The organism is Microvirga zambiensis WSM3693 (assembly GCF_016735695.1).
GTDB classification, from domain to species: Bacteria; Pseudomonadota; Alphaproteobacteria; order Rhizobiales; family Beijerinckiaceae; genus Microvirga; species Microvirga zambiensis.
Genome location: NZ_JAERQD010000007.1, coordinates 68,444 through 83,039, shown reverse-complemented (window position 1 = coordinate 83,039; position 14,596 = coordinate 68,444). Strand labels below are relative to the sequence as shown.

Genomic DNA, 14,596 nt, shown 5'->3' with positions numbered 1-14,596 from the left:
TCTGAGAGGATCTTTGGATGGCGGCCGGGTTTCGGTCCGGCCGCTTCCATCGTTGAATGGATAAGCCATGAACGGTCAAAACATTCGTATTCGCCTTAAGGCGTTCGATCACAGGATCCTCGACGCTTCGACACGGGAAATCGTGTCGACCGCGAAGCGGACCGGCGCTCAGGTTCGCGGGCCCATCCCGCTGCCGACGCGCATCGAGCGCTTTACGGTGCTTCGCTCGCCGCACATCGACAAGAAGTCGCGCGAGCAGTTCGAGATGCGCACTCACAAGCGTGTTCTCGATATCGTGGACCCCACCCCGCAGACGGTTGACGCTCTGATGAAGCTCGATCTCGCTGCTGGTGTGGACGTGGAAATCAAGCTCTGAGCCTTTGGGCTTGGAGCTGTCGGTAGACACGCCGAGAGGATACGCACATGCGCTCAGGCGTCATTGCACAGAAAGTCGGGATGACCCGCATCTTCACGGATGCCGGTGAACATGTCCCTGTCACGGTTCTGAAGGTCGACAGCTGCCAGGTTGTCGCCCACCGGACCAAGGAAAAGAACGGCTACACCGCGCTGCAGGTCGGCGTCGGCAAGGCCAAGGTGAAGAACGTTTCGAAAGCCGAGCGCGGAAGTTTCGCCGTCGCTCAGGTCGAGCCGAAGCGCAAGCTCGCGGAGTTCCGCGTCTCCGAGGATAATTTCATCCCGGTCGGCGCCGAGATCACCGCTGATCACTTCATTGCCGGTCAGTTCGTGGATGTCACGGGCATCACGACCGGTAAGGGCTTCGCCGGCGGCATGAAGCGCTGGAACTTCGGCGGACTGCGCGCCACGCACGGCGTGTCGGTCTCCCACCGCTCGATCGGTTCGACCGGCGGCCGCCAGGATCCGGGCAAGACGTTCAAGAACAAGAAGATGCCGGGTCACCTGGGTGTCGAGCGCGTGACGACGCAGAACCTGCGCGTCGTGTCGACCGACGTCGAGCGCGGTCTGATCCTCGTCGAAGGCGCCGTTCCCGGCGTTGCAGGCGGCTGGATCTTCGTCCGCGACGCGGTGAAGCGCAAGCTGCCGAAGGAAGTGCCGGTTCCCGGCTCGTTCCGCACCGGCAACGAGGCTGCGCCCGCCGCTCAGGCTGAGCAGGCCCAAGAGGAGAATGCGTGATGAAACTTGATGTCACCACGCTCGAAGGCGCCAAGGCCGGTTCGGTCGATCTGAACGAGGCCATCTTCGGCCTCGAGCCGCGCGCCGATCTGCTTGCCCGTTGCGTCCGCTGGCAGCTCGCGAAGCGTCAGGCCGGCACGCACGCCGTCAAGAATCGTTCGGACATCGACCGGACGACGAAGAAGGTCTACAAGCAGAAGGGCACCGGCAGCGCCCGTCACGGCGCCGCGAGCGCTCCCCAGTTCCGGGGTGGCGGTCGTGCCTTCGGCCCGCAGGTCCGCAGCCATGCTCACGACCTGCCCAAGAAGGTTCGCGCTCTCGCCCTGAAGCACGCGCTCTCGTCCAAGGCGAAGGATGCCTCGCTCGTCGTGATCGACGACGTGACGCTGTCCGAGCCCAAGACGAAGGCTCTCGTCGAGCGCTTCGGCAAGCTCGGCCTCGGCAACGCCCTGATCATCGGCGGCGCCGAGATCGAGACGAACTTCCAGCGGGCTGCTCGCAACATCCCGAACATCGACGTCCTGCCGGTGCAGGGCATCAACGTCTATGACATCCTGCGTCGCGAGAAGCTCGTTCTCACGAAGTCGGCTGTCGATGCGCTGGAGGCGCGCTTCAAATGAGCCTGGACCCGCGCCATTACGATGTGATCGTAAGCCCGGTCATCACCGAGAAGGCCACGGCCCTGTCCGAACAGAACAAGGTCGTCTTCAAGGTTCGACTGGATGCGACGAAGCCGCAGATCAAGGAAGCGGTTGAGAAGCTGTTCGATGTCAAGGTGAAGAGCGTCAACACGCTCGTCACCAAGGGCAAAGTGAAGATGTTCCGCGGCACCCGCGGCCAGCGGTCGGACGTGAAGAAGGCGGTTGTAACCCTCGCAGAGGGCCAGACCATCGACGTCACGACGGGCCTCTGATCGGTTGAGAGAGTGATCCGATGGCTTTGAAAACATTCAAACCAATCACCCCCGGCCTGCGCCAGCTGGTGATCGTCGACCGCAGCGAGCTCTACAAGGGCAAGCCGGTCAAGAAGCTGACGGAGGGCAAGAGCTCCTCCGGCGGCCGTAACAACCTGGGTCGCGTGACCGTCCGCTTCCGTGGCGGCGGGCACAAGCGCACCCTCCGTCTGGTCGACTTCAAGCGTCGCTCCCGCCTGGGCGATGTGGCGACCGTGGAGCGGATCGAGTACGATCCGAACCGCACCGCCTTCATCGCGCTCATCGGCTACGCCGACGGCGAGCAGGCCTACATCCTGGCTCCGCAGCGTCTGGCTGTCGGCGATCAGGTGTCGGCCGGCGAGCAGGTCGACATTAAGCCGGGCAACGCGATGCCGATCGGCAACATGCCGGTGGGAACGATCATCCACAATGTCGAGCTGAAGATCGGCAAGGGCGGCGCTCTCGCCCGCTCCGCCGGCACCTACGCTCAGATCGTGGGTCGTGACCAGGGCTACGTGACGGTCCGCCTGAACTCCGGCGAGCAGCGCATGGTCCATGGCCTGTGCTTCGCCAGCGTCGGTGCGGTGTCGAACCCGGACCACATGAACACCTCGGTGGGCAAGGCCGGTCGTAACCGCTGGCTCGGCAAGCGTCCGCATAACCGCGGCGTCGCCATGAACCCGATCGACCACCCGCACGGTGGTGGTGAGGGCCGCACCTCCGGTGGTCGTCACCCGGTTTCCCCGTGGGGCGTTCCGACCAAAGGCAAGAAAACCCGTTCGAACAAGCGGACCGACAAGTTCATCGTGTCGAGCCGTCACGCTCGGAAGAAGTAAGGATAGAGGCACGTCATGGCACGTTCGCTTTGGAAGGGTCCGTTCGTCGACGGCTACCTCCTCAAGAAGGCCGAGGCTGCCCGTGGTTCGGGCCGCAACGAGGTCATCAAGATCTGGAGCCGCCGCTCCACGATCCTCCCGCAGTTTGTGGGCCTCACGTTTGGGGTCTACAACGGTCAGAAGCACATTCCCGTCAACGTGAGCGAGGAAATGGTGGGTCACAAGTTCGGCGAGTTCTCGCCGACCCGCACCTTCCACGGCCACGCGGCGGACAAGAAGGCGAAGAGGAAGTAAGATGGGTAAGGCCGCGACTCCTCGCGCACTGAGCGACACCGAGGCTCAAGCCGTCGCTCGCATGCTGCGCGTCAGCCCCCAGAAGCTCAATCTTGTTGCGGCCCTTATCCGCGGCAAGAAGGTTTCTTCGGCTCTCGCCGATCTCGAGTTCTCCCGCAAGCGCATCGCTCGCGACGTGAAGAAGTGCCTCGAGAGCGCCATTGCCAACGCCGAGAACAACCACAACCTCGATGTGGACGATCTCGTCGTCAGCCAGGCTTATGTCGGCAAGGCGCTCGTCATGAAGCGCTTCCACGCCCGGGCTCGTGGCCGGGGTGCTCGTATCATGAAGCCCTTCTCGAACCTCACGATCGTGGTTCGGGAAGTTGCCGAACAGGCATAAAGGAGAACCAGATGGGTCAGAAAATCAACCCGATCGGTCTTCGGCTCGGCATCAACCGGACCTGGGACTCGCGCTGGTTCGCCGGCAAAGGCGAGTATGCCAAGCTGATGCATGAGGACATGGCGATCCGCGAAGCTCTCATGAAGCAGCTCAAGCAGGCCGCCGTTTCGAAGATCGTCATCGAGCGTCCGCACAAGAAGTGCCGTGTCACCATCCACTCGGGTCGTCCGGGCGTTGTGATCGGCAAGAAGGGTGCCGACATCGAGAAGCTGCGCAAGCTCGTCTCGAAGATGACGGACGCGGATGTGGCGATCAACATCGTCGAAGTCCGCAAGCCGGAAGTCGATGCGACGCTGGTGGCCGATTCGATCGCCCAGCAGCTCGAGCGCCGCGTTGCGTTCCGCCGCGCCATGAAGCGCGCCGTTCAGTCGGCGATGCGTCTGGGCGCCGAGGGCATCCGTATCAACTGCTCGGGCCGTCTGGGTGGCGCTGAAATCGCCCGCCTGGAATGGTACCGCGAGGGCCGCGTTCCGCTGCACACCCTGCGTGCGGATGTGGATTACGGTACGTCCACGGCCTTCACGACCTATGGCACCTGCGGCATCAAGGTCTGGATCTTCAAGGGCGAAATCCTTGAGCACGACCCGATGGCACAGGACAAGCGGATGAATGACGAAGGAGGCCGCTCCGGTGGCCGCCGCGAGCAAGCGGCGTAACCGAGGGGTCAGGAGACGTTTGCCATGTTGCAACCGAAGAAAACCAAGTTCCGTAAGCAGTTCAAGGGCCGTATCTCCGGCACCGCGAAGGGCGGCACGGACCTCAACTTCGGCCAGTTCGGCCTGAAGGCGATGGAACCCGAGCGTGTCAACGCTCGCCAGATCGAAGCGGCCCGCCGCGCCATCACCCGCGCCATGAAGCGCGCGGGCCGGGTGTGGATCCGCATCTTCCCGGACGTGCCGGTGTCGTCGAAGCCGACCGAAGTGCGTATGGGTAAGGGCAAGGGCGCTCCCGAATTCTGGGCGGCCAAGGTGAAGCCGGGCCGTATCATGTTCGAGATCGACGGCGTGGCGGAGGATATCGCCCGCGAGGCCCTGCGCCTCGGCGCGGCGAAGCTTCCGATCAAGACGCGCTTCATTCAGCGCATTGCCGAGTAAGGAGGGGATCATGAAGTCTAAGCAGAGAGCCTCCGACCTCAACGCGATGTCGAAGGACCAGCTGTCGGACGAGTTGCTGAACCTGAAGAAGGAGCAGTTCAACCTCCGCTTTCAGCGCGCGACCGGCCAGCTCGAGAACACCGGGCGCGTTCGCGAGGTCCGTCGGGACATCGCCCGCGTCAAGACGCTGCAGCGCAACAAGACCGCTGCGGCTAAGGCTTAAGAGGAAATCGAGATGCCGAAGCGCGTTTTGCAGGGCGTCGTTGTCAGCGATAAGCAGGACAAGACGGTCGTCGTGAAGGTGGAGCGCCGTTTCACGCACCCGGTCATGAAGAAGACCGTGCGTAAGACGAAGAACTACCACGCTCACGACGAGAACAACACAGCCAAGGTGGGCGACACGGTCTTCATTGAAGAGACCAAGCCGCTCTCCAAACTCAAGACCTGGGTGCTCGTCGACCAAGCGAAGGCCTGAAAAGGCCGCCGTAAGGGCTTGTCTAACGGGGGCGGTTCGTGTATACGGCCGCCTCTCTCGACATTTGAAGGGCAGGGGACATGAGATCCCCGTCAGGCGTAGTCCGGGGGGCAATAGTGCCTTTTGCCCGGAAACCTGTCTGAAACAAAGGAAAGGATCAAAGCCATGATCCAGATGCAGACGAATCTTGACGTCGCCGATAATTCCGGCGCCCGTCGCGTGATGTGCATCAAGGTTCTCGGCGGTTCGAAGCGTAAGTACGCTTCGGTGGGCGACATCATCGTCGTATCCGTGAAAGAGGCTATTCCGCGCGGCCGCGTGAAGAAGGGCGACGTCATGAAGGCGGTCGTCGTGCGCACCGCGAAGGACATCCGTCGCGCTGACGGCTCGGTCATCCGTTTCGACCGTAATGCCGCCGTTCTGATCAACAATCAGAAAGAGCCGGTCGGCACCCGTATCTTCGGCCCCGTTCCGCGTGAACTGCGTGCCAAGAACCACATGAAAATCATTTCGCTTGCGCCGGAGGTGCTCTAATGGCCGCGAAGATCAAGAAGGGCGATAAGGTCGTCGTCCTGACCGGTCGCGACAAGGGCAAGACCGGTGAAGTCGTGCAGATGCTCCCCAAGGAAGAGCGCGCGCTCGTGCGTGGCGTGAACCTCGTGAAGCGTCACACGCGCCAGTCGGCAAACTCTGAGGGCGGCATCATCTCGAAAGAGGCGTCGATCCACCTGTCGAACCTGGCCTATGCGGACCCGAAGGACGGCAAGCCGACCCGGGTTGGTTTCAAAACTCTCGAAGACGGCCGCAAGGTCCGTTTCGCCAAGCGTTCGGGGGACCTGATCGATGGCTAAGGCCCAGGTGGACGGCTACACGCCGCGGCTGAAGAAGCACTACGAGGAAGTGGTGCGTCCGAAGCTCATTGAAGAATTCGGCTACAAGAACCCCATGGAAGTGCCGACGATCGAGAAGATCGTCCTCAACATGGGCGTTGGCGAGTCGACCGCGGACTCGAAGAAAGCTACGGTCGCCGCCGGCGATCTCGCGCTCATCGCCGGCCAGAAGCCGGTGATCACGCGGGCCCGCAAGGCTATCTCGCAGTTCAAGGTTCGCGAGGGCATGCCGATCGGCGCCAAGGTTACGCTGCGCAAGGCTCGCATGTACGAGTTCCTTGACCGTCTCGTGACCGTTGCGCTTCCCCGCGTCCGCGACTTCCGGGGCCTGAACCCGAAGTCGTTCGACGGCCGCGGCAACTACGCAATGGGTATCAAGGAGCACCTGGTGTTCCCTGAGATCAACTATGACCGGGTCGAGCAGGTCTGGGGCATGGACGTCATCATCACCACCACGGCGAAGACTGACGACGAAGCCCGCGCCCTGCTGCGTCACTTCAACTTCCCGTTCCGGCAGTGAGGATAACCGTCCTCAAACGCGGACACTGGAGATAAAAGCATGGCTAAGAAAAGCGCTATTGAGAAGAACAAGCATCGTCGTGAGCTGGTGAAGAAGTTCGCCGGCCGCCGCGAGCGCCTCCTGGCGGTCGCCAACGACGAGTCGAAGTCCATGGAGGAGCGCTTCGAGGCGCGCCTCAAGCTGGCTGAGCTGCCGCGCAACGCGAGCAAGACCCGCATCCGCAACCGTTGCGAGATCACGGGCCGTCCGCGTGCGTATTACCGCAAGCTCGGCATGTCGCGTATCGCTCTGCGCGAGCTCGGCAACAAGGGCCTGATCCCGGGCCTCGTGAAATCCAGCTGGTAAGGGGGAGAGCATCATATGATCAACGATCCGTTGGGCGATATGCTCACCCGTATCCGTAACGCGCAGATGCGCCGTCGCGGGTCCGTTTCCACCCCCGGCTCGAAGCTTCGCGCTCGCGTTCTCGAGGTCCTGAAGTCCGAAGGCTATATCCGCGACTTCTCGCAGACCGAGTTCGGCAACGGCCGCACCGAGTTCTCGATCGAGCTCAAGTACTATGACGGCCAGCCGGTGATCCGCTCCATCGAGCGCGTCTCCAAGCCGGGCCGCCGCGTGTACGCTTCCGTCGACACCATGCCGCGCGTGGCCGATGGCCTGGGCATCACCATTCTCTCGACGCCCCAGGGCGTGATGGCCGATCACGAGGCCCGGGAGAAGAACGTGGGCGGCGAAGTGCTCTGCAAGGTCTTCTAAGCCTTAGCACCCGCACAGAACCACGGAGATTCGAAAATGTCCCGAGTAGGCAAGAAGCCCGTTACGGTTCCGTCCGGAGTGACGGCTACCGTTGACGGTCAGATGGTGAAGGTTAAGGGTTCGAAGGGCGAGCTTTCGTTCGTCGTTCCCGAAGAAGTGTCGGTTGCTCTTGAGAACGGCGCCGTGTCGGTCAATCCGCGCGACGAGTCCAAGACGGCCCGGTCGAAGTGGGGCATGTCCCGCGCTCAGGTGGCGAACCTGGTCGAGGGCGTGTCCAAGGGCTTCGAGAAGCGCCTCGAGATCAACGGCGTCGGCTACAAGGCCGCCGTCGCTGGCAAGGTGCTGAAGCTGTCGCTGGGCTACAGCCACGATATCGACTACGCGATCCCGGCCGGTGTCACGATTACGACGCCGAAGCCGACCGAGGTGGTCGTTGCCGGCATCGACAAGCAGGTCGTCGGTCAGACCGCCGCCGAGATCCGCGAATATCGCGGTCCGGAGCCCTATAAGGGCAAGGGCGTGAAGTACTCCGACGAGTTCATCTTCCGCAAGGAAGGCAAGAAGAAGTAAGGACGACGTATCATGGCTGAGAAGAAAGGCGCTGAAGATCGCCGCAAGGCTCGTGTGCGCCGTGCGATCAAGAAGGCAGCGAATGGCCGTCCGCGTTTGTCGGTCTTCCGTTCGTCCAAGCAAATCTATGCCCAGGTCATCGATGACGTGCGCGGCCACACGGTCGCCTCGGCTTCGACGATCGAGGCTGACCTCAAGGGCAAGCTCAAGACCGGCGCCACGATGGATGCGGCGAAGGAAGTGGGCAAGCTCGTTGCAGAGCGCGCGGTTGCTGCCGGCGTGAAGCAGGTCATCTTCGACCGCTCGGGCTACCTCTATCATGGCCGCGTCAAGGCTCTGGCCGACGCTGCCCGTGAAAGCGGTCTGGATTTCTAACGGCGGGTATAATCCGAAAACCCTTAGCGAGCGGGCCCGCCGCCCGCGCAAGTGAGAGGTCTCATGGCTAGAGAACCTAGAGAACGTGCTGATCGCGAAGAGCGCGACAGCGAATTCGTGGACCGCCTGGTCCACATCAACCGCGTCGCCAAGGTGGTGAAGGGCGGCCGTCGCTTCGGCTTTGCTGCTCTCGTCGTCGTCGGCGACCAGAAGGGCCGCGTCGGCTTCGGCCACGGCAAGGCCCGTGAAGTGCCGGAAGCGATCCGTAAGGCTACGGATGCTGCCAAGCGCTCCATGATCCGCGTCGCCCTTCGCGAAGGCCGTACGCTCCATCACGACGTCAACGGCCGCCACGGCGCCGGCAAGGTCGTGCTGCGTGCCGCTCCTCAGGGTACCGGCATCATCGCCGGCGGCCCGATGCGCGCCGTCTTCGAAGTGGTGGGCATGCAGGACGTGGTCGCCAAGTCGCTCGGCTCGTCGAACCCGTACAACCTCGTCCGCGCGACCTTCGATGCGCTCAAGAACGAGGACAGCCCGCGTTCGGTCGCCGCTCGCCGTGGCCTGAAGGTCTCGACGCTGCAGGCTCGCCGCCGCGATGCGGATGCCGGCGAAGCCGCTGGCGCTGAAGCGTAAGGGAGGCTTTGACAATGGCAAAGAAGCCCGCTGCTTCAGAGAAGAGCACCGTCACCGTTGAGCAGATCGGTTCGCCGATCCGCCGCGAAGCCAAGCAGCGCCAGACGCTGGTCGGCCTCAAGCTCAACAAGCTTCACCGTACTTCGACCTTGGAAGACACGCCTGCAGTTCGCGGCATGATCGAAAAGGTCAAGCACCTCGTGCGCGTTGTCGACGGGCAGTGAGGAGAGCGTCATGAAACTCAACGAAATTCGTGACAACGAAGGTTCCACCAAGAACCGCATGCGCGTCGGCCGTGGTATCGGCTCCGGCAAGGGCAAGACCGGTGGTCGCGGCGTGAAGGGACAGAAGTCCCGTACCGGCGTGGCGATCAAGGGCTTCGAAGGCGGTCAGATGCCTCTGCACCGTCGTCTGCCGAAGCGCGGCTTCAACAAGCCGAACGCGATCGAGCTGAACGAGGTCAATGTCGGCCGCATCCAGCAGGCCATCGAGGCCGGCAAGCTCGACACGGGCGCTGCCGTCACCGTCGAGACGCTAGTGGCTGCGGGCGTGGTCTCCAAGCCGCGCGACGGCGTGAAGATCCTCGGCGTCGGCGAGCTCAAGACGAAGCTTTCCTTCCAGGTCCACGGCGCCTCCAAGTCGGCCGTCGAGGCGATCGAGAAGGCTGGTGGCTCGGTCACCCTGCTGGGTGCCGTTGCGCAGGCGTGAGCCAGCGCCCACATTGACTAGGATCCAGGCGGCGGCCCGCGTCTGATCGCGTGGCCGCCGTTTGCGTGATGACCATCACGGTTCAGGTATTTCGGGGACACCACTATGGCCTCAGCAGCCGAGCAACTTGCGGCAAACATCAATTTCGGCGCCATCGCGAAGGCCGATGAGCTGAAAAAGCGCATCTGGTTCACCTTGGGCGCGCTCATCGTCTACCGTCTCGGCACCTACATCCCGCTTCCCGGCATCGATCCGGAAGCTCTCAGGCAGAGCTTCCAGAACGCCAGCGGCGGCGTGCTCGGCCTCTTCAACATGTTCTCGGGCGGCGCCGTGGAGCGCATGGCCATCTTCGCCCTGAACATCATGCCGTATATTTCGGCCTCGATCATCATTCAGCTCCTCACCTCCGTCCTGCCCTCTCTCGAGGCGCTCAAGAAGGAAGGGGAGGCGGGCCGCAAGATCCTGAACCAGTACACCCGCTATCTCACGGTTCTCCTGGCCGTGTTCCAGTCTTGGGGCATCGCGGTCGGATTGCAGAGCTCCGGCACGATCGTGCAGGCGCCAGGTCCGTTCTTCCTCATCTCGACCGTGATCACGCTCACCGGTGGCACCATGTTCCTGATGTGGCTGGGCGAGCAGATCACCTCCCGCGGCATCGGCAACGGCACCTCCCTGATCATTTTCGCGGGTATCGTGGCGAACCTGCCGAACGCCATCGCCGGAACTCTCGAACTCGGCCGCCAGGGCGCGATCTCCACCGGCCTGATTCTCGGCGTCATCGTCATGGCCGTGGCCATCATCTATTTCGTCGTGTTCATGGAGCGCGCCCAGCGCCGTCTGCTCATCAATTATCCGAAACGCCAGGTCGGCAACCGGATGTATGAGGGGCAAACCTCGTTCTTGCCGCTCAAGCTGAACACCTCGGGCGTGATTCCGCCGATCTTCGCCTCGTCGCTCCTGCTGCTGCCGGCCACCATCGCCAGCTTCCAGACGAACACGGACGGTACCGGCATCATCTCCATGCTGACGGCCTATCTCGGTCACGGGCGTCCCGCCTACATGTTCATGTATGCGGCGCTGATCGTGTTCTTCGCCTTCTTCTACACGGCGATCGTCTTCAACCCGACGGAGACTGCCGACAACCTGAAAAAGCAGGGCGGCTTCATCCCGGGCATCCGTCCCGGCGAGCGCACGGCCGATTTCATCGATCAGGTTCTGACCCGCATCACGGTGCTGGGCGCCGCCTATCTGGTGATCATCTGCCTGATTCCCGAGCTACTGGTGTCTTACGCGGCTTTGCCATTCTACTTTGGCGGCACTTCGCTTCTGATCGTGGTGTCTGTTACCATGGACACCGTCGCGCAGGTGCACGGCCATCTCCTGGCTCACCAGTATGAGGGTCTCGTCAAGAAGGCGAAGCTCAAAGGCGCGCGCAGACGCTGAAGCATTTTCAGGCGAAGTGGATCCGGTTCGCCGTTAGAAAATGCGATAAGTTAAAAAAGAGAGTTGGTCCCTGCAAAGGGACCGGCTCTAGACTGAAAGATCTCGCCTGAAGGCGGGCATTTCTCGACGAAGTGAGGGGGACGTCGATGAGGATCATCCTGCTGGGGCCGCCGGGAGCCGGAAAAGGCACTCAGGCCGTGCGTCTGGTCGAGCGGCTGGGAATTCCCCAGCTTTCCACCGGCGACATGCTCCGCGCAGCTGTGGCGGCCGGTACGCCGGTCGGCCTCAAGGCCAAAGCTGTCATGGACCGGGGCGACCTGGTGTCCGACGACATCGTCGTCGGGATCATCGCCGACCGGATCGAGGAGCAGGATGCCAAGGGCGGCTTCATCCTCGACGGGTTTCCCCGCACCGTGGCCCAGGCCGAGGCTTTCGACAGGATGCTCGCCGACAAGGGCCTGAAGCTCGACGCCGTCATCGAATTCAAGGTGAACGAGGGCGAGCTGGTCGAGCGGATCGTCAAACGTGCCAAGGACACCGAGGCCCGCGGCGAACCGGTCCGCAAGGATGACAATCCGGACGTGTTCAAGACCCGGCTCGAGGCCTACCGGAATCAGACGGCTCCGCTTTCGGCCTATTACGACAGCAAGGGCGCGCTGAAGACCGCCGATGGCATGAGGCCGATCGACGAGGTGACCGAGGCGATTCGGGGGATCCTGGGGCGGTAAGAGATATGGGAGGCGCCGATCACCTCGGCAGCCTTCGCGATATTCAGCCTTCGAAACGCTTGTCTTCTCCCACGAGAAGATCCCTCGCATTTTTGGGAACAGGGAAGCCATAGCCGCTTCCCGGCCTCTCGAAATATAGCCGACCCGTCTCGTGATAGTCGCTGAAATACAGATCCGTCCCGATGCCTTGAAGCGCCAGAAAAAGGGCTTGTGCGGAGTCGACTCCGTAGATCGCACGGGATTCCGTGTCATCGGGCCAGCCTATGGTGTATCGGCAGCTCCAGTCCTTGTCGTTCTTTTCTGGAGCGAACAAAGATATCGGGACCGAGATCGTGGTGCCACCCTCGGTTAGGTACTTCAGCTCTCGTGTGGCAATAAGCATGGGTCACCCAGTGTTTTGGCTGTAGACCCAAGATGCTCATCATTGCACGGGCCTCAGCTTGAGTTTAGCAGATGCTTTGCCCTGGGGTGATAATGTTGCGTCCTTAAAGGGGTTGACGTATCGCCAAAACACGGGTATGTGCGTCCTCTTGCAAAGTAGGCACTCGGCTCGGACGGCTTCGGAAGAAGTCACTCGGGTCGTTTTGTTTTGCATAAGCCCGCGCAGGGGCCGGCCTCCACCGGACGCGCGATAACCAAAACCCGAAGCATTTGCTTCTGACATGGAGACGGACGATGGCCCGTATAGCAGGCGTCAACATCCCGACCGCAAAGCGCGTTGTGATCGCGCTTCAGTATATCCACGGCATTGGGCCCAAGAAGGCCCAGGAGATCATCGAGAAGGTCAACATCCCGGCCGAGCGCCGCGTGAATCAGCTGACCGACGCCGAGGTTCTGGCCATCCGCGAGACGATCGACCGCGACTACATCGTCGAAGGCGATCTGCGCCGCGAAGTGTCCATGAACATCAAGCGCCTGATGGATCTCGCCGCCTACCGTGGCCTGCGCCACCGCCGCAGCCTGCCGACCCGCGGCCAGCGCACCCATACCAACGCCCGCACCCGCAAGGGCAAGGCGAAGCCGATCGCCGGCAAGAAGAAATAAGTTTTATCGGCCACCCCTGGCGGGTGGCCCTTTCTCCCGAGCGCCTGGAACGACGGGCGCGCTTGAAGGATCTTTGGAATGGCTAAAGAAGCAACCCGCGTCCGCCGCCGCGAACGCAAGAACATCGTTTCCGGCGTGGCGCATGTGAACGCCTCGTTCAACAACACCATGATCACCATCACCGACGCCCAGGGCAACACGATCTCCTGGTCCTCGGCTGGCGCCATGGGCTTCAAGGGTTCGCGTAAGTCGACCCCTTATGCGGCGCAGATCGCCGCTGAAGATGCGGCCCGCAAGGCTGCCGAGCACGGCATGCGCACCCTCGAGGTCGAGGTGTCCGGTCCCGGCTCCGGCCGCGAGTCCGCTCTGCGCGCCCTTCAGTCGGCCGGCTTCACCGTCACCTCGATCCGTGACGTGACGCCGATCCCGCACAACGGCTGCCGCCCGCGCAAGCGTCGCCGCGTCTAAGGTTATCCTGCGCGTGGGACATGAGCCCGCGCGCGTTCCGGTTTAAAGGGCCGGCCAAAAGCCGCCCTTCAAGCCGTACCTCATGAGGTGTGGTTGTGATCCAAAAGAACTGGCAAGAGCTGATTAAGCCGAACAAGCTCGAGGTCTCTCCCGGCGACGATCCGAAGCGCATCGCGACGGTTGTTGCGGAGCCGCTCGAGCGTGGCTTCGGCACGACGCTCGGCAACTCTCTGCGCCGGGTCCTGCTGTCGTCGCTCCAGGGCGCCGCTGTCACGGCGATCCATATCGATGGCGTGCTGCACGAGTTCTCCTCCATCCCGGGCGTCCGCGAGGACGTGACGGATATCGTCCTCAACGTGAAGACGATCGCCATCAAGATGCAGGGCGAGGGCGCGAAGCGCATGACGCTCCGCAAGACCGGCCCCGGCCTCGTCACCGCCGGCGACATCAACACGGTCGGCGACGTGCAGATCCTGAACCCCGAGCTCGTGCTCTGCACCCTCGACGAGGGCGCCGAGATCCGCATGGAGTTCACGGTCGACACCGGCAAGGGCTACGTCCCGGCCGAGCGCAACCGCACCGAGGACGCCCCGATCGGCCTCATCCCGGTCGACTCGCTCTACAGCCCGGTGAAGAAGGTCTCCTATCGCATCGAGAACACCCGCGAGGGCCAGATTCTCGACTACGACAAGCTGATCATGACGGTCGAGACCAACGGCGCCGTGACCCCCGAGGATGCCGTGGCCTATGCCGCCCGCATCCTGCAGGACCAGCTCCAGGTCTTCGTCAACTTCGAAGAGCCGCGCAAGGAAGAGGCTGCCGCTACCGCGCCGCAGCTGCCCTTCAACCCGGCGCTCCTCAAGAAGGTGGACGAGCTCGAGCTGTCGGTCCGTTCGGCGAACTGCCTGAAGAACGACAACATCGTCTATATCGGCGACCTCATCCAGAAGTCCGAGGCGGAAATGCTCCGCACCCCGAACTTCGGCCGCAAGTCGCTCAACGAGATCAAGGAAGTTCTCGCCGGCATGGGCCTGCACCTCGGCATGGACGTGCCGGGCTGGCCGCCGGAGAACATCGAAGACCTCGCGAAGCGCTTCGAAGAGCATTACTGAGATTGTCCGAGGCCGCTTCTCATTGCTGAAGAGCGGCTTCGGTCCAGCCCCGCCGGAAACCGGCGGAAATCAAGAGAGACGGTCCGTCCCTTGGCACGGCGGCCGGAAGATTTAGGAGAAAG

General features: G+C 62.6%; 27 protein-coding genes. 26 read left to right on the top strand and 1 reads right to left on the bottom strand.

Annotation, left to right across the window (positions count from 1 at the left end):
• The first annotated feature begins 67 nt into the window (after nt 1-67).
• The 23 genes from rpsJ to JKL46_RS07740 all read left to right on the top strand — a co-directional run bounded on the left by rpsJ (nt 68) and on the right by JKL46_RS07740 (nt 11,850).
• A complete protein-coding gene (gene rpsJ / locus JKL46_RS07850; protein ID WP_009764298.1) occupies nt 68-376 on the top strand; it encodes a 30S ribosomal protein S10 in 309 nt (102 codons plus the stop codon).
• Nucleotides 377-423: 47 nt separating this feature from the next.
• Nucleotides 424-1,152, top strand: a complete 729-nt coding sequence (rplC, locus tag JKL46_RS07845; protein ID WP_201831584.1) for a 50S ribosomal protein L3 — start codon at nt 424-426, stop codon at nt 1,150-1,152.
• The gene (gene rplD / locus JKL46_RS07840; protein ID WP_201831582.1) at nt 1,152-1,772 is read left to right on the top strand and encodes a 50S ribosomal protein L4; all 621 of its coding nucleotides are present in this window, start codon (nt 1,152-1,154) and stop codon (nt 1,770-1,772) included. Before rplC ends, rplD begins: the two co-directional genes overlap by 1 nt.
• Nucleotides 1,769-2,065 (top strand): 50S ribosomal protein L23, encoded by a 297-nt coding sequence (locus JKL46_RS07835; protein ID WP_099511389.1) that lies wholly within the window; start codon nt 1,769-1,771, stop codon nt 2,063-2,065. The genes rplD and JKL46_RS07835 overlap by 4 nt, the downstream gene beginning before the upstream one ends.
• Nucleotides 2,066-2,085: 20 nt before the next feature.
• Nucleotides 2,086-2,922 carry a 50S ribosomal protein L2 gene (gene rplB / locus JKL46_RS07830; RefSeq protein ID WP_201831580.1) on the top strand — a complete coding sequence of 279 codons (837 nt, stop codon included), beginning with the start codon at nt 2,086-2,088 and terminating at the stop codon, nt 2,920-2,922.
• A gap of 15 nt (nt 2,923-2,937) precedes the next feature.
• Nucleotides 2,938-3,216, top strand: coding sequence for a 30S ribosomal protein S19 (gene rpsS, locus JKL46_RS07825; RefSeq protein WP_099511391.1), 279 nt, complete (start codon nt 2,938-2,940; stop codon nt 3,214-3,216).
• Between the two features lies 1 nt (nt 3,217).
• The gene (gene rplV, locus JKL46_RS07820) at nt 3,218-3,598 is read left to right on the top strand and encodes a 50S ribosomal protein L22 (RefSeq protein ID WP_201831578.1); all 381 of its coding nucleotides are present in this window, start codon (nt 3,218-3,220) and stop codon (nt 3,596-3,598) included.
• A gap of 11 nt (nt 3,599-3,609) precedes the next feature.
• Complete coding sequence (rpsC, locus tag JKL46_RS07815; protein WP_009764305.1) at nt 3,610-4,314, top strand: 30S ribosomal protein S3; 705 nt, start codon at nt 3,610-3,612, stop codon at nt 4,312-4,314.
• A 24-nt stretch (nt 4,315-4,338) separates the two neighbouring features.
• Nucleotides 4,339-4,752 carry a 50S ribosomal protein L16 gene (rplP, locus tag JKL46_RS07810; RefSeq protein WP_099511394.1) on the top strand — a complete coding sequence of 138 codons (414 nt, stop codon included), beginning with the start codon at nt 4,339-4,341 and terminating at the stop codon, nt 4,750-4,752.
• A gap of 10 nt (nt 4,753-4,762) precedes the next feature.
• Nucleotides 4,763-4,975: a 50S ribosomal protein L29 gene (gene rpmC / locus JKL46_RS07805; protein ID WP_201831571.1), complete on the top strand. Its 213-nt coding sequence runs from the start codon at nt 4,763-4,765 to the stop codon at nt 4,973-4,975.
• 12 nt (nt 4,976-4,987) lie between these two features.
• The gene (gene rpsQ / locus JKL46_RS07800) at nt 4,988-5,227 is read left to right on the top strand and encodes a 30S ribosomal protein S17 (RefSeq protein ID WP_099511396.1); all 240 of its coding nucleotides are present in this window, start codon (nt 4,988-4,990) and stop codon (nt 5,225-5,227) included.
• Nucleotides 5,228-5,392: 165 nt separating this feature from the next.
• On the top strand, nt 5,393-5,761 hold the full coding sequence (gene rplN / locus JKL46_RS07795) for a 50S ribosomal protein L14 (RefSeq protein ID WP_009764309.1): 369 nt from the start codon (nt 5,393-5,395) through the stop codon (nt 5,759-5,761).
• Complete coding sequence (gene rplX, locus JKL46_RS07790) at nt 5,761-6,078, top strand: 50S ribosomal protein L24 (protein WP_201831570.1); 318 nt, start codon at nt 5,761-5,763, stop codon at nt 6,076-6,078. The genes rplN and rplX overlap by 1 nt, the downstream gene beginning before the upstream one ends.
• On the top strand, nt 6,071-6,637 hold the full coding sequence (rplE, locus tag JKL46_RS07785; RefSeq protein ID WP_201831569.1) for a 50S ribosomal protein L5: 567 nt from the start codon (nt 6,071-6,073) through the stop codon (nt 6,635-6,637). Before rplX ends, rplE begins: the two co-directional genes overlap by 8 nt.
• A gap of 39 nt (nt 6,638-6,676) precedes the next feature.
• Nucleotides 6,677-6,982, top strand: a complete 306-nt coding sequence (gene rpsN / locus JKL46_RS07780) for a 30S ribosomal protein S14 (RefSeq protein ID WP_036358373.1) — start codon at nt 6,677-6,679, stop codon at nt 6,980-6,982.
• A gap of 15 nt (nt 6,983-6,997) precedes the next feature.
• A complete protein-coding gene (gene rpsH, locus JKL46_RS07775; RefSeq protein WP_201831568.1) occupies nt 6,998-7,393 on the top strand; it encodes a 30S ribosomal protein S8 in 396 nt (131 codons plus the stop codon).
• Between the two features lie 36 nt (nt 7,394-7,429).
• Nucleotides 7,430-7,963 carry a 50S ribosomal protein L6 gene (gene rplF / locus JKL46_RS07770; RefSeq protein ID WP_201831567.1) on the top strand — a complete coding sequence of 178 codons (534 nt, stop codon included), beginning with the start codon at nt 7,430-7,432 and terminating at the stop codon, nt 7,961-7,963.
• A gap of 12 nt (nt 7,964-7,975) precedes the next feature.
• Nucleotides 7,976-8,338 carry a 50S ribosomal protein L18 gene (rplR, locus tag JKL46_RS07765; protein ID WP_201831566.1) on the top strand — a complete coding sequence of 121 codons (363 nt, stop codon included), beginning with the start codon at nt 7,976-7,978 and terminating at the stop codon, nt 8,336-8,338.
• A 63-nt stretch (nt 8,339-8,401) separates the two neighbouring features.
• The gene (rpsE, locus tag JKL46_RS07760) at nt 8,402-8,971 is read left to right on the top strand and encodes a 30S ribosomal protein S5 (protein WP_201831564.1); all 570 of its coding nucleotides are present in this window, start codon (nt 8,402-8,404) and stop codon (nt 8,969-8,971) included.
• A 14-nt stretch (nt 8,972-8,985) separates the two neighbouring features.
• Entirely contained in the window at nt 8,986-9,195 is a 210-nt protein-coding gene (rpmD, locus tag JKL46_RS07755) for a 50S ribosomal protein L30 (RefSeq protein WP_201831557.1), read from the top strand.
• A 10-nt stretch (nt 9,196-9,205) separates the two neighbouring features.
• On the top strand, nt 9,206-9,679 hold the full coding sequence (rplO, locus tag JKL46_RS07750; RefSeq protein ID WP_201831555.1) for a 50S ribosomal protein L15: 474 nt from the start codon (nt 9,206-9,208) through the stop codon (nt 9,677-9,679).
• 105 nt (nt 9,680-9,784) lie between these two features.
• Nucleotides 9,785-11,122, top strand: a complete 1,338-nt coding sequence (gene secY, locus JKL46_RS07745) for a preprotein translocase subunit SecY (RefSeq protein ID WP_201831553.1) — start codon at nt 9,785-9,787, stop codon at nt 11,120-11,122.
• 146 nt (nt 11,123-11,268) lie between these two features.
• On the top strand, nt 11,269-11,850 hold the full coding sequence (locus tag JKL46_RS07740) for an adenylate kinase (protein ID WP_201831551.1): 582 nt from the start codon (nt 11,269-11,271) through the stop codon (nt 11,848-11,850).
• 43 nt (nt 11,851-11,893) lie between these two features.
• Here the strand turns inward: JKL46_RS07740 and JKL46_RS07735 are convergent, their stop codons facing one another.
• On the bottom strand, nt 11,894-12,232 hold the full coding sequence (locus JKL46_RS07735) for a DUF6968 family protein (protein WP_201831549.1): 339 nt from the start codon (nt 12,230-12,232) through the stop codon (nt 11,894-11,896).
• A gap of 293 nt (nt 12,233-12,525) precedes the next feature.
• On the opposite strand from JKL46_RS07735, the gene rpsM reads away from it, so the two are divergent.
• The 3 genes from rpsM (at nt 12,526) to JKL46_RS07720 (ending at nt 14,474) form a co-directional block, all read left to right on the top strand.
• On the top strand, nt 12,526-12,894 hold the full coding sequence (gene rpsM, locus JKL46_RS07730) for a 30S ribosomal protein S13 (RefSeq protein ID WP_009764322.1): 369 nt from the start codon (nt 12,526-12,528) through the stop codon (nt 12,892-12,894).
• 78 nt (nt 12,895-12,972) lie between these two features.
• On the top strand, nt 12,973-13,362 hold the full coding sequence (gene rpsK, locus JKL46_RS07725; protein ID WP_009764323.1) for a 30S ribosomal protein S11: 390 nt from the start codon (nt 12,973-12,975) through the stop codon (nt 13,360-13,362).
• Nucleotides 13,363-13,451: 89 nt separating this feature from the next.
• A complete protein-coding gene (locus JKL46_RS07720) occupies nt 13,452-14,474 on the top strand; it encodes a DNA-directed RNA polymerase subunit alpha (protein ID WP_425493241.1) in 1,023 nt (340 codons plus the stop codon).
• Nucleotides 14,475-14,596: the final 122 nt, after the last annotated feature.

Bases quoted from the DNA above. Each gene is read 5' to 3' on its own strand.
- rpsJ (WP_009764298.1), top strand. From the start codon at position 68: ATGAACGGTCAAAACATTCGTATTCGCCTTAAGGCGTTCGATCACAGG.
- rplC (WP_201831584.1), top strand. From the start codon at position 424: ATGCGCTCAGGCGTCATTGCACAGAAAGTCGGGATGACCCGCATCTTC.
- rplD (WP_201831582.1), top strand. From the start codon at position 1,152: ATGAAACTTGATGTCACCACGCTCGAAGGCGCCAAGGCCGGTTCGGTC.
- JKL46_RS07835 (WP_099511389.1), top strand. From the start codon at position 1,769: ATGAGCCTGGACCCGCGCCATTACGATGTGATCGTAAGCCCGGTCATC.
- rplB (WP_201831580.1), top strand. From the start codon at position 2,086: ATGGCTTTGAAAACATTCAAACCAATCACCCCCGGCCTGCGCCAGCTG.
- rpsS (WP_099511391.1), top strand. From the start codon at position 2,938: ATGGCACGTTCGCTTTGGAAGGGTCCGTTCGTCGACGGCTACCTCCTC.
- rplV (WP_201831578.1), top strand. From the start codon at position 3,218: ATGGGTAAGGCCGCGACTCCTCGCGCACTGAGCGACACCGAGGCTCAA.
- rpsC (WP_009764305.1), top strand. From the start codon at position 3,610: ATGGGTCAGAAAATCAACCCGATCGGTCTTCGGCTCGGCATCAACCGG.
- rplP (WP_099511394.1), top strand. From the start codon at position 4,339: ATGTTGCAACCGAAGAAAACCAAGTTCCGTAAGCAGTTCAAGGGCCGT.
- rpmC (WP_201831571.1), top strand. From the start codon at position 4,763: ATGAAGTCTAAGCAGAGAGCCTCCGACCTCAACGCGATGTCGAAGGAC.
- rpsQ (WP_099511396.1), top strand. From the start codon at position 4,988: ATGCCGAAGCGCGTTTTGCAGGGCGTCGTTGTCAGCGATAAGCAGGAC.
- rplN (WP_009764309.1), top strand. From the start codon at position 5,393: ATGATCCAGATGCAGACGAATCTTGACGTCGCCGATAATTCCGGCGCC.
- rplX (WP_201831570.1), top strand. From the start codon at position 5,761: ATGGCCGCGAAGATCAAGAAGGGCGATAAGGTCGTCGTCCTGACCGGT.
- rplE (WP_201831569.1), top strand. From the start codon at position 6,071: ATGGCTAAGGCCCAGGTGGACGGCTACACGCCGCGGCTGAAGAAGCAC.
- rpsN (WP_036358373.1), top strand. From the start codon at position 6,677: ATGGCTAAGAAAAGCGCTATTGAGAAGAACAAGCATCGTCGTGAGCTG.
- rpsH (WP_201831568.1), top strand. From the start codon at position 6,998: ATGATCAACGATCCGTTGGGCGATATGCTCACCCGTATCCGTAACGCG.
- rplF (WP_201831567.1), top strand. From the start codon at position 7,430: ATGTCCCGAGTAGGCAAGAAGCCCGTTACGGTTCCGTCCGGAGTGACG.
- rplR (WP_201831566.1), top strand. From the start codon at position 7,976: ATGGCTGAGAAGAAAGGCGCTGAAGATCGCCGCAAGGCTCGTGTGCGC.
- rpsE (WP_201831564.1), top strand. From the start codon at position 8,402: ATGGCTAGAGAACCTAGAGAACGTGCTGATCGCGAAGAGCGCGACAGC.
- rpmD (WP_201831557.1), top strand. From the start codon at position 8,986: ATGGCAAAGAAGCCCGCTGCTTCAGAGAAGAGCACCGTCACCGTTGAG.
- rplO (WP_201831555.1), top strand. From the start codon at position 9,206: ATGAAACTCAACGAAATTCGTGACAACGAAGGTTCCACCAAGAACCGC.
- secY (WP_201831553.1), top strand. From the start codon at position 9,785: ATGGCCTCAGCAGCCGAGCAACTTGCGGCAAACATCAATTTCGGCGCC.
- JKL46_RS07740 (WP_201831551.1), top strand. From the start codon at position 11,269: ATGAGGATCATCCTGCTGGGGCCGCCGGGAGCCGGAAAAGGCACTCAG.
- JKL46_RS07735 (WP_201831549.1), bottom strand. From the start codon at position 12,232: ATGCTTATTGCCACACGAGAGCTGAAGTACCTAACCGAGGGTGGCACC.
- rpsM (WP_009764322.1), top strand. From the start codon at position 12,526: ATGGCCCGTATAGCAGGCGTCAACATCCCGACCGCAAAGCGCGTTGTG.
- rpsK (WP_009764323.1), top strand. From the start codon at position 12,973: ATGGCTAAAGAAGCAACCCGCGTCCGCCGCCGCGAACGCAAGAACATC.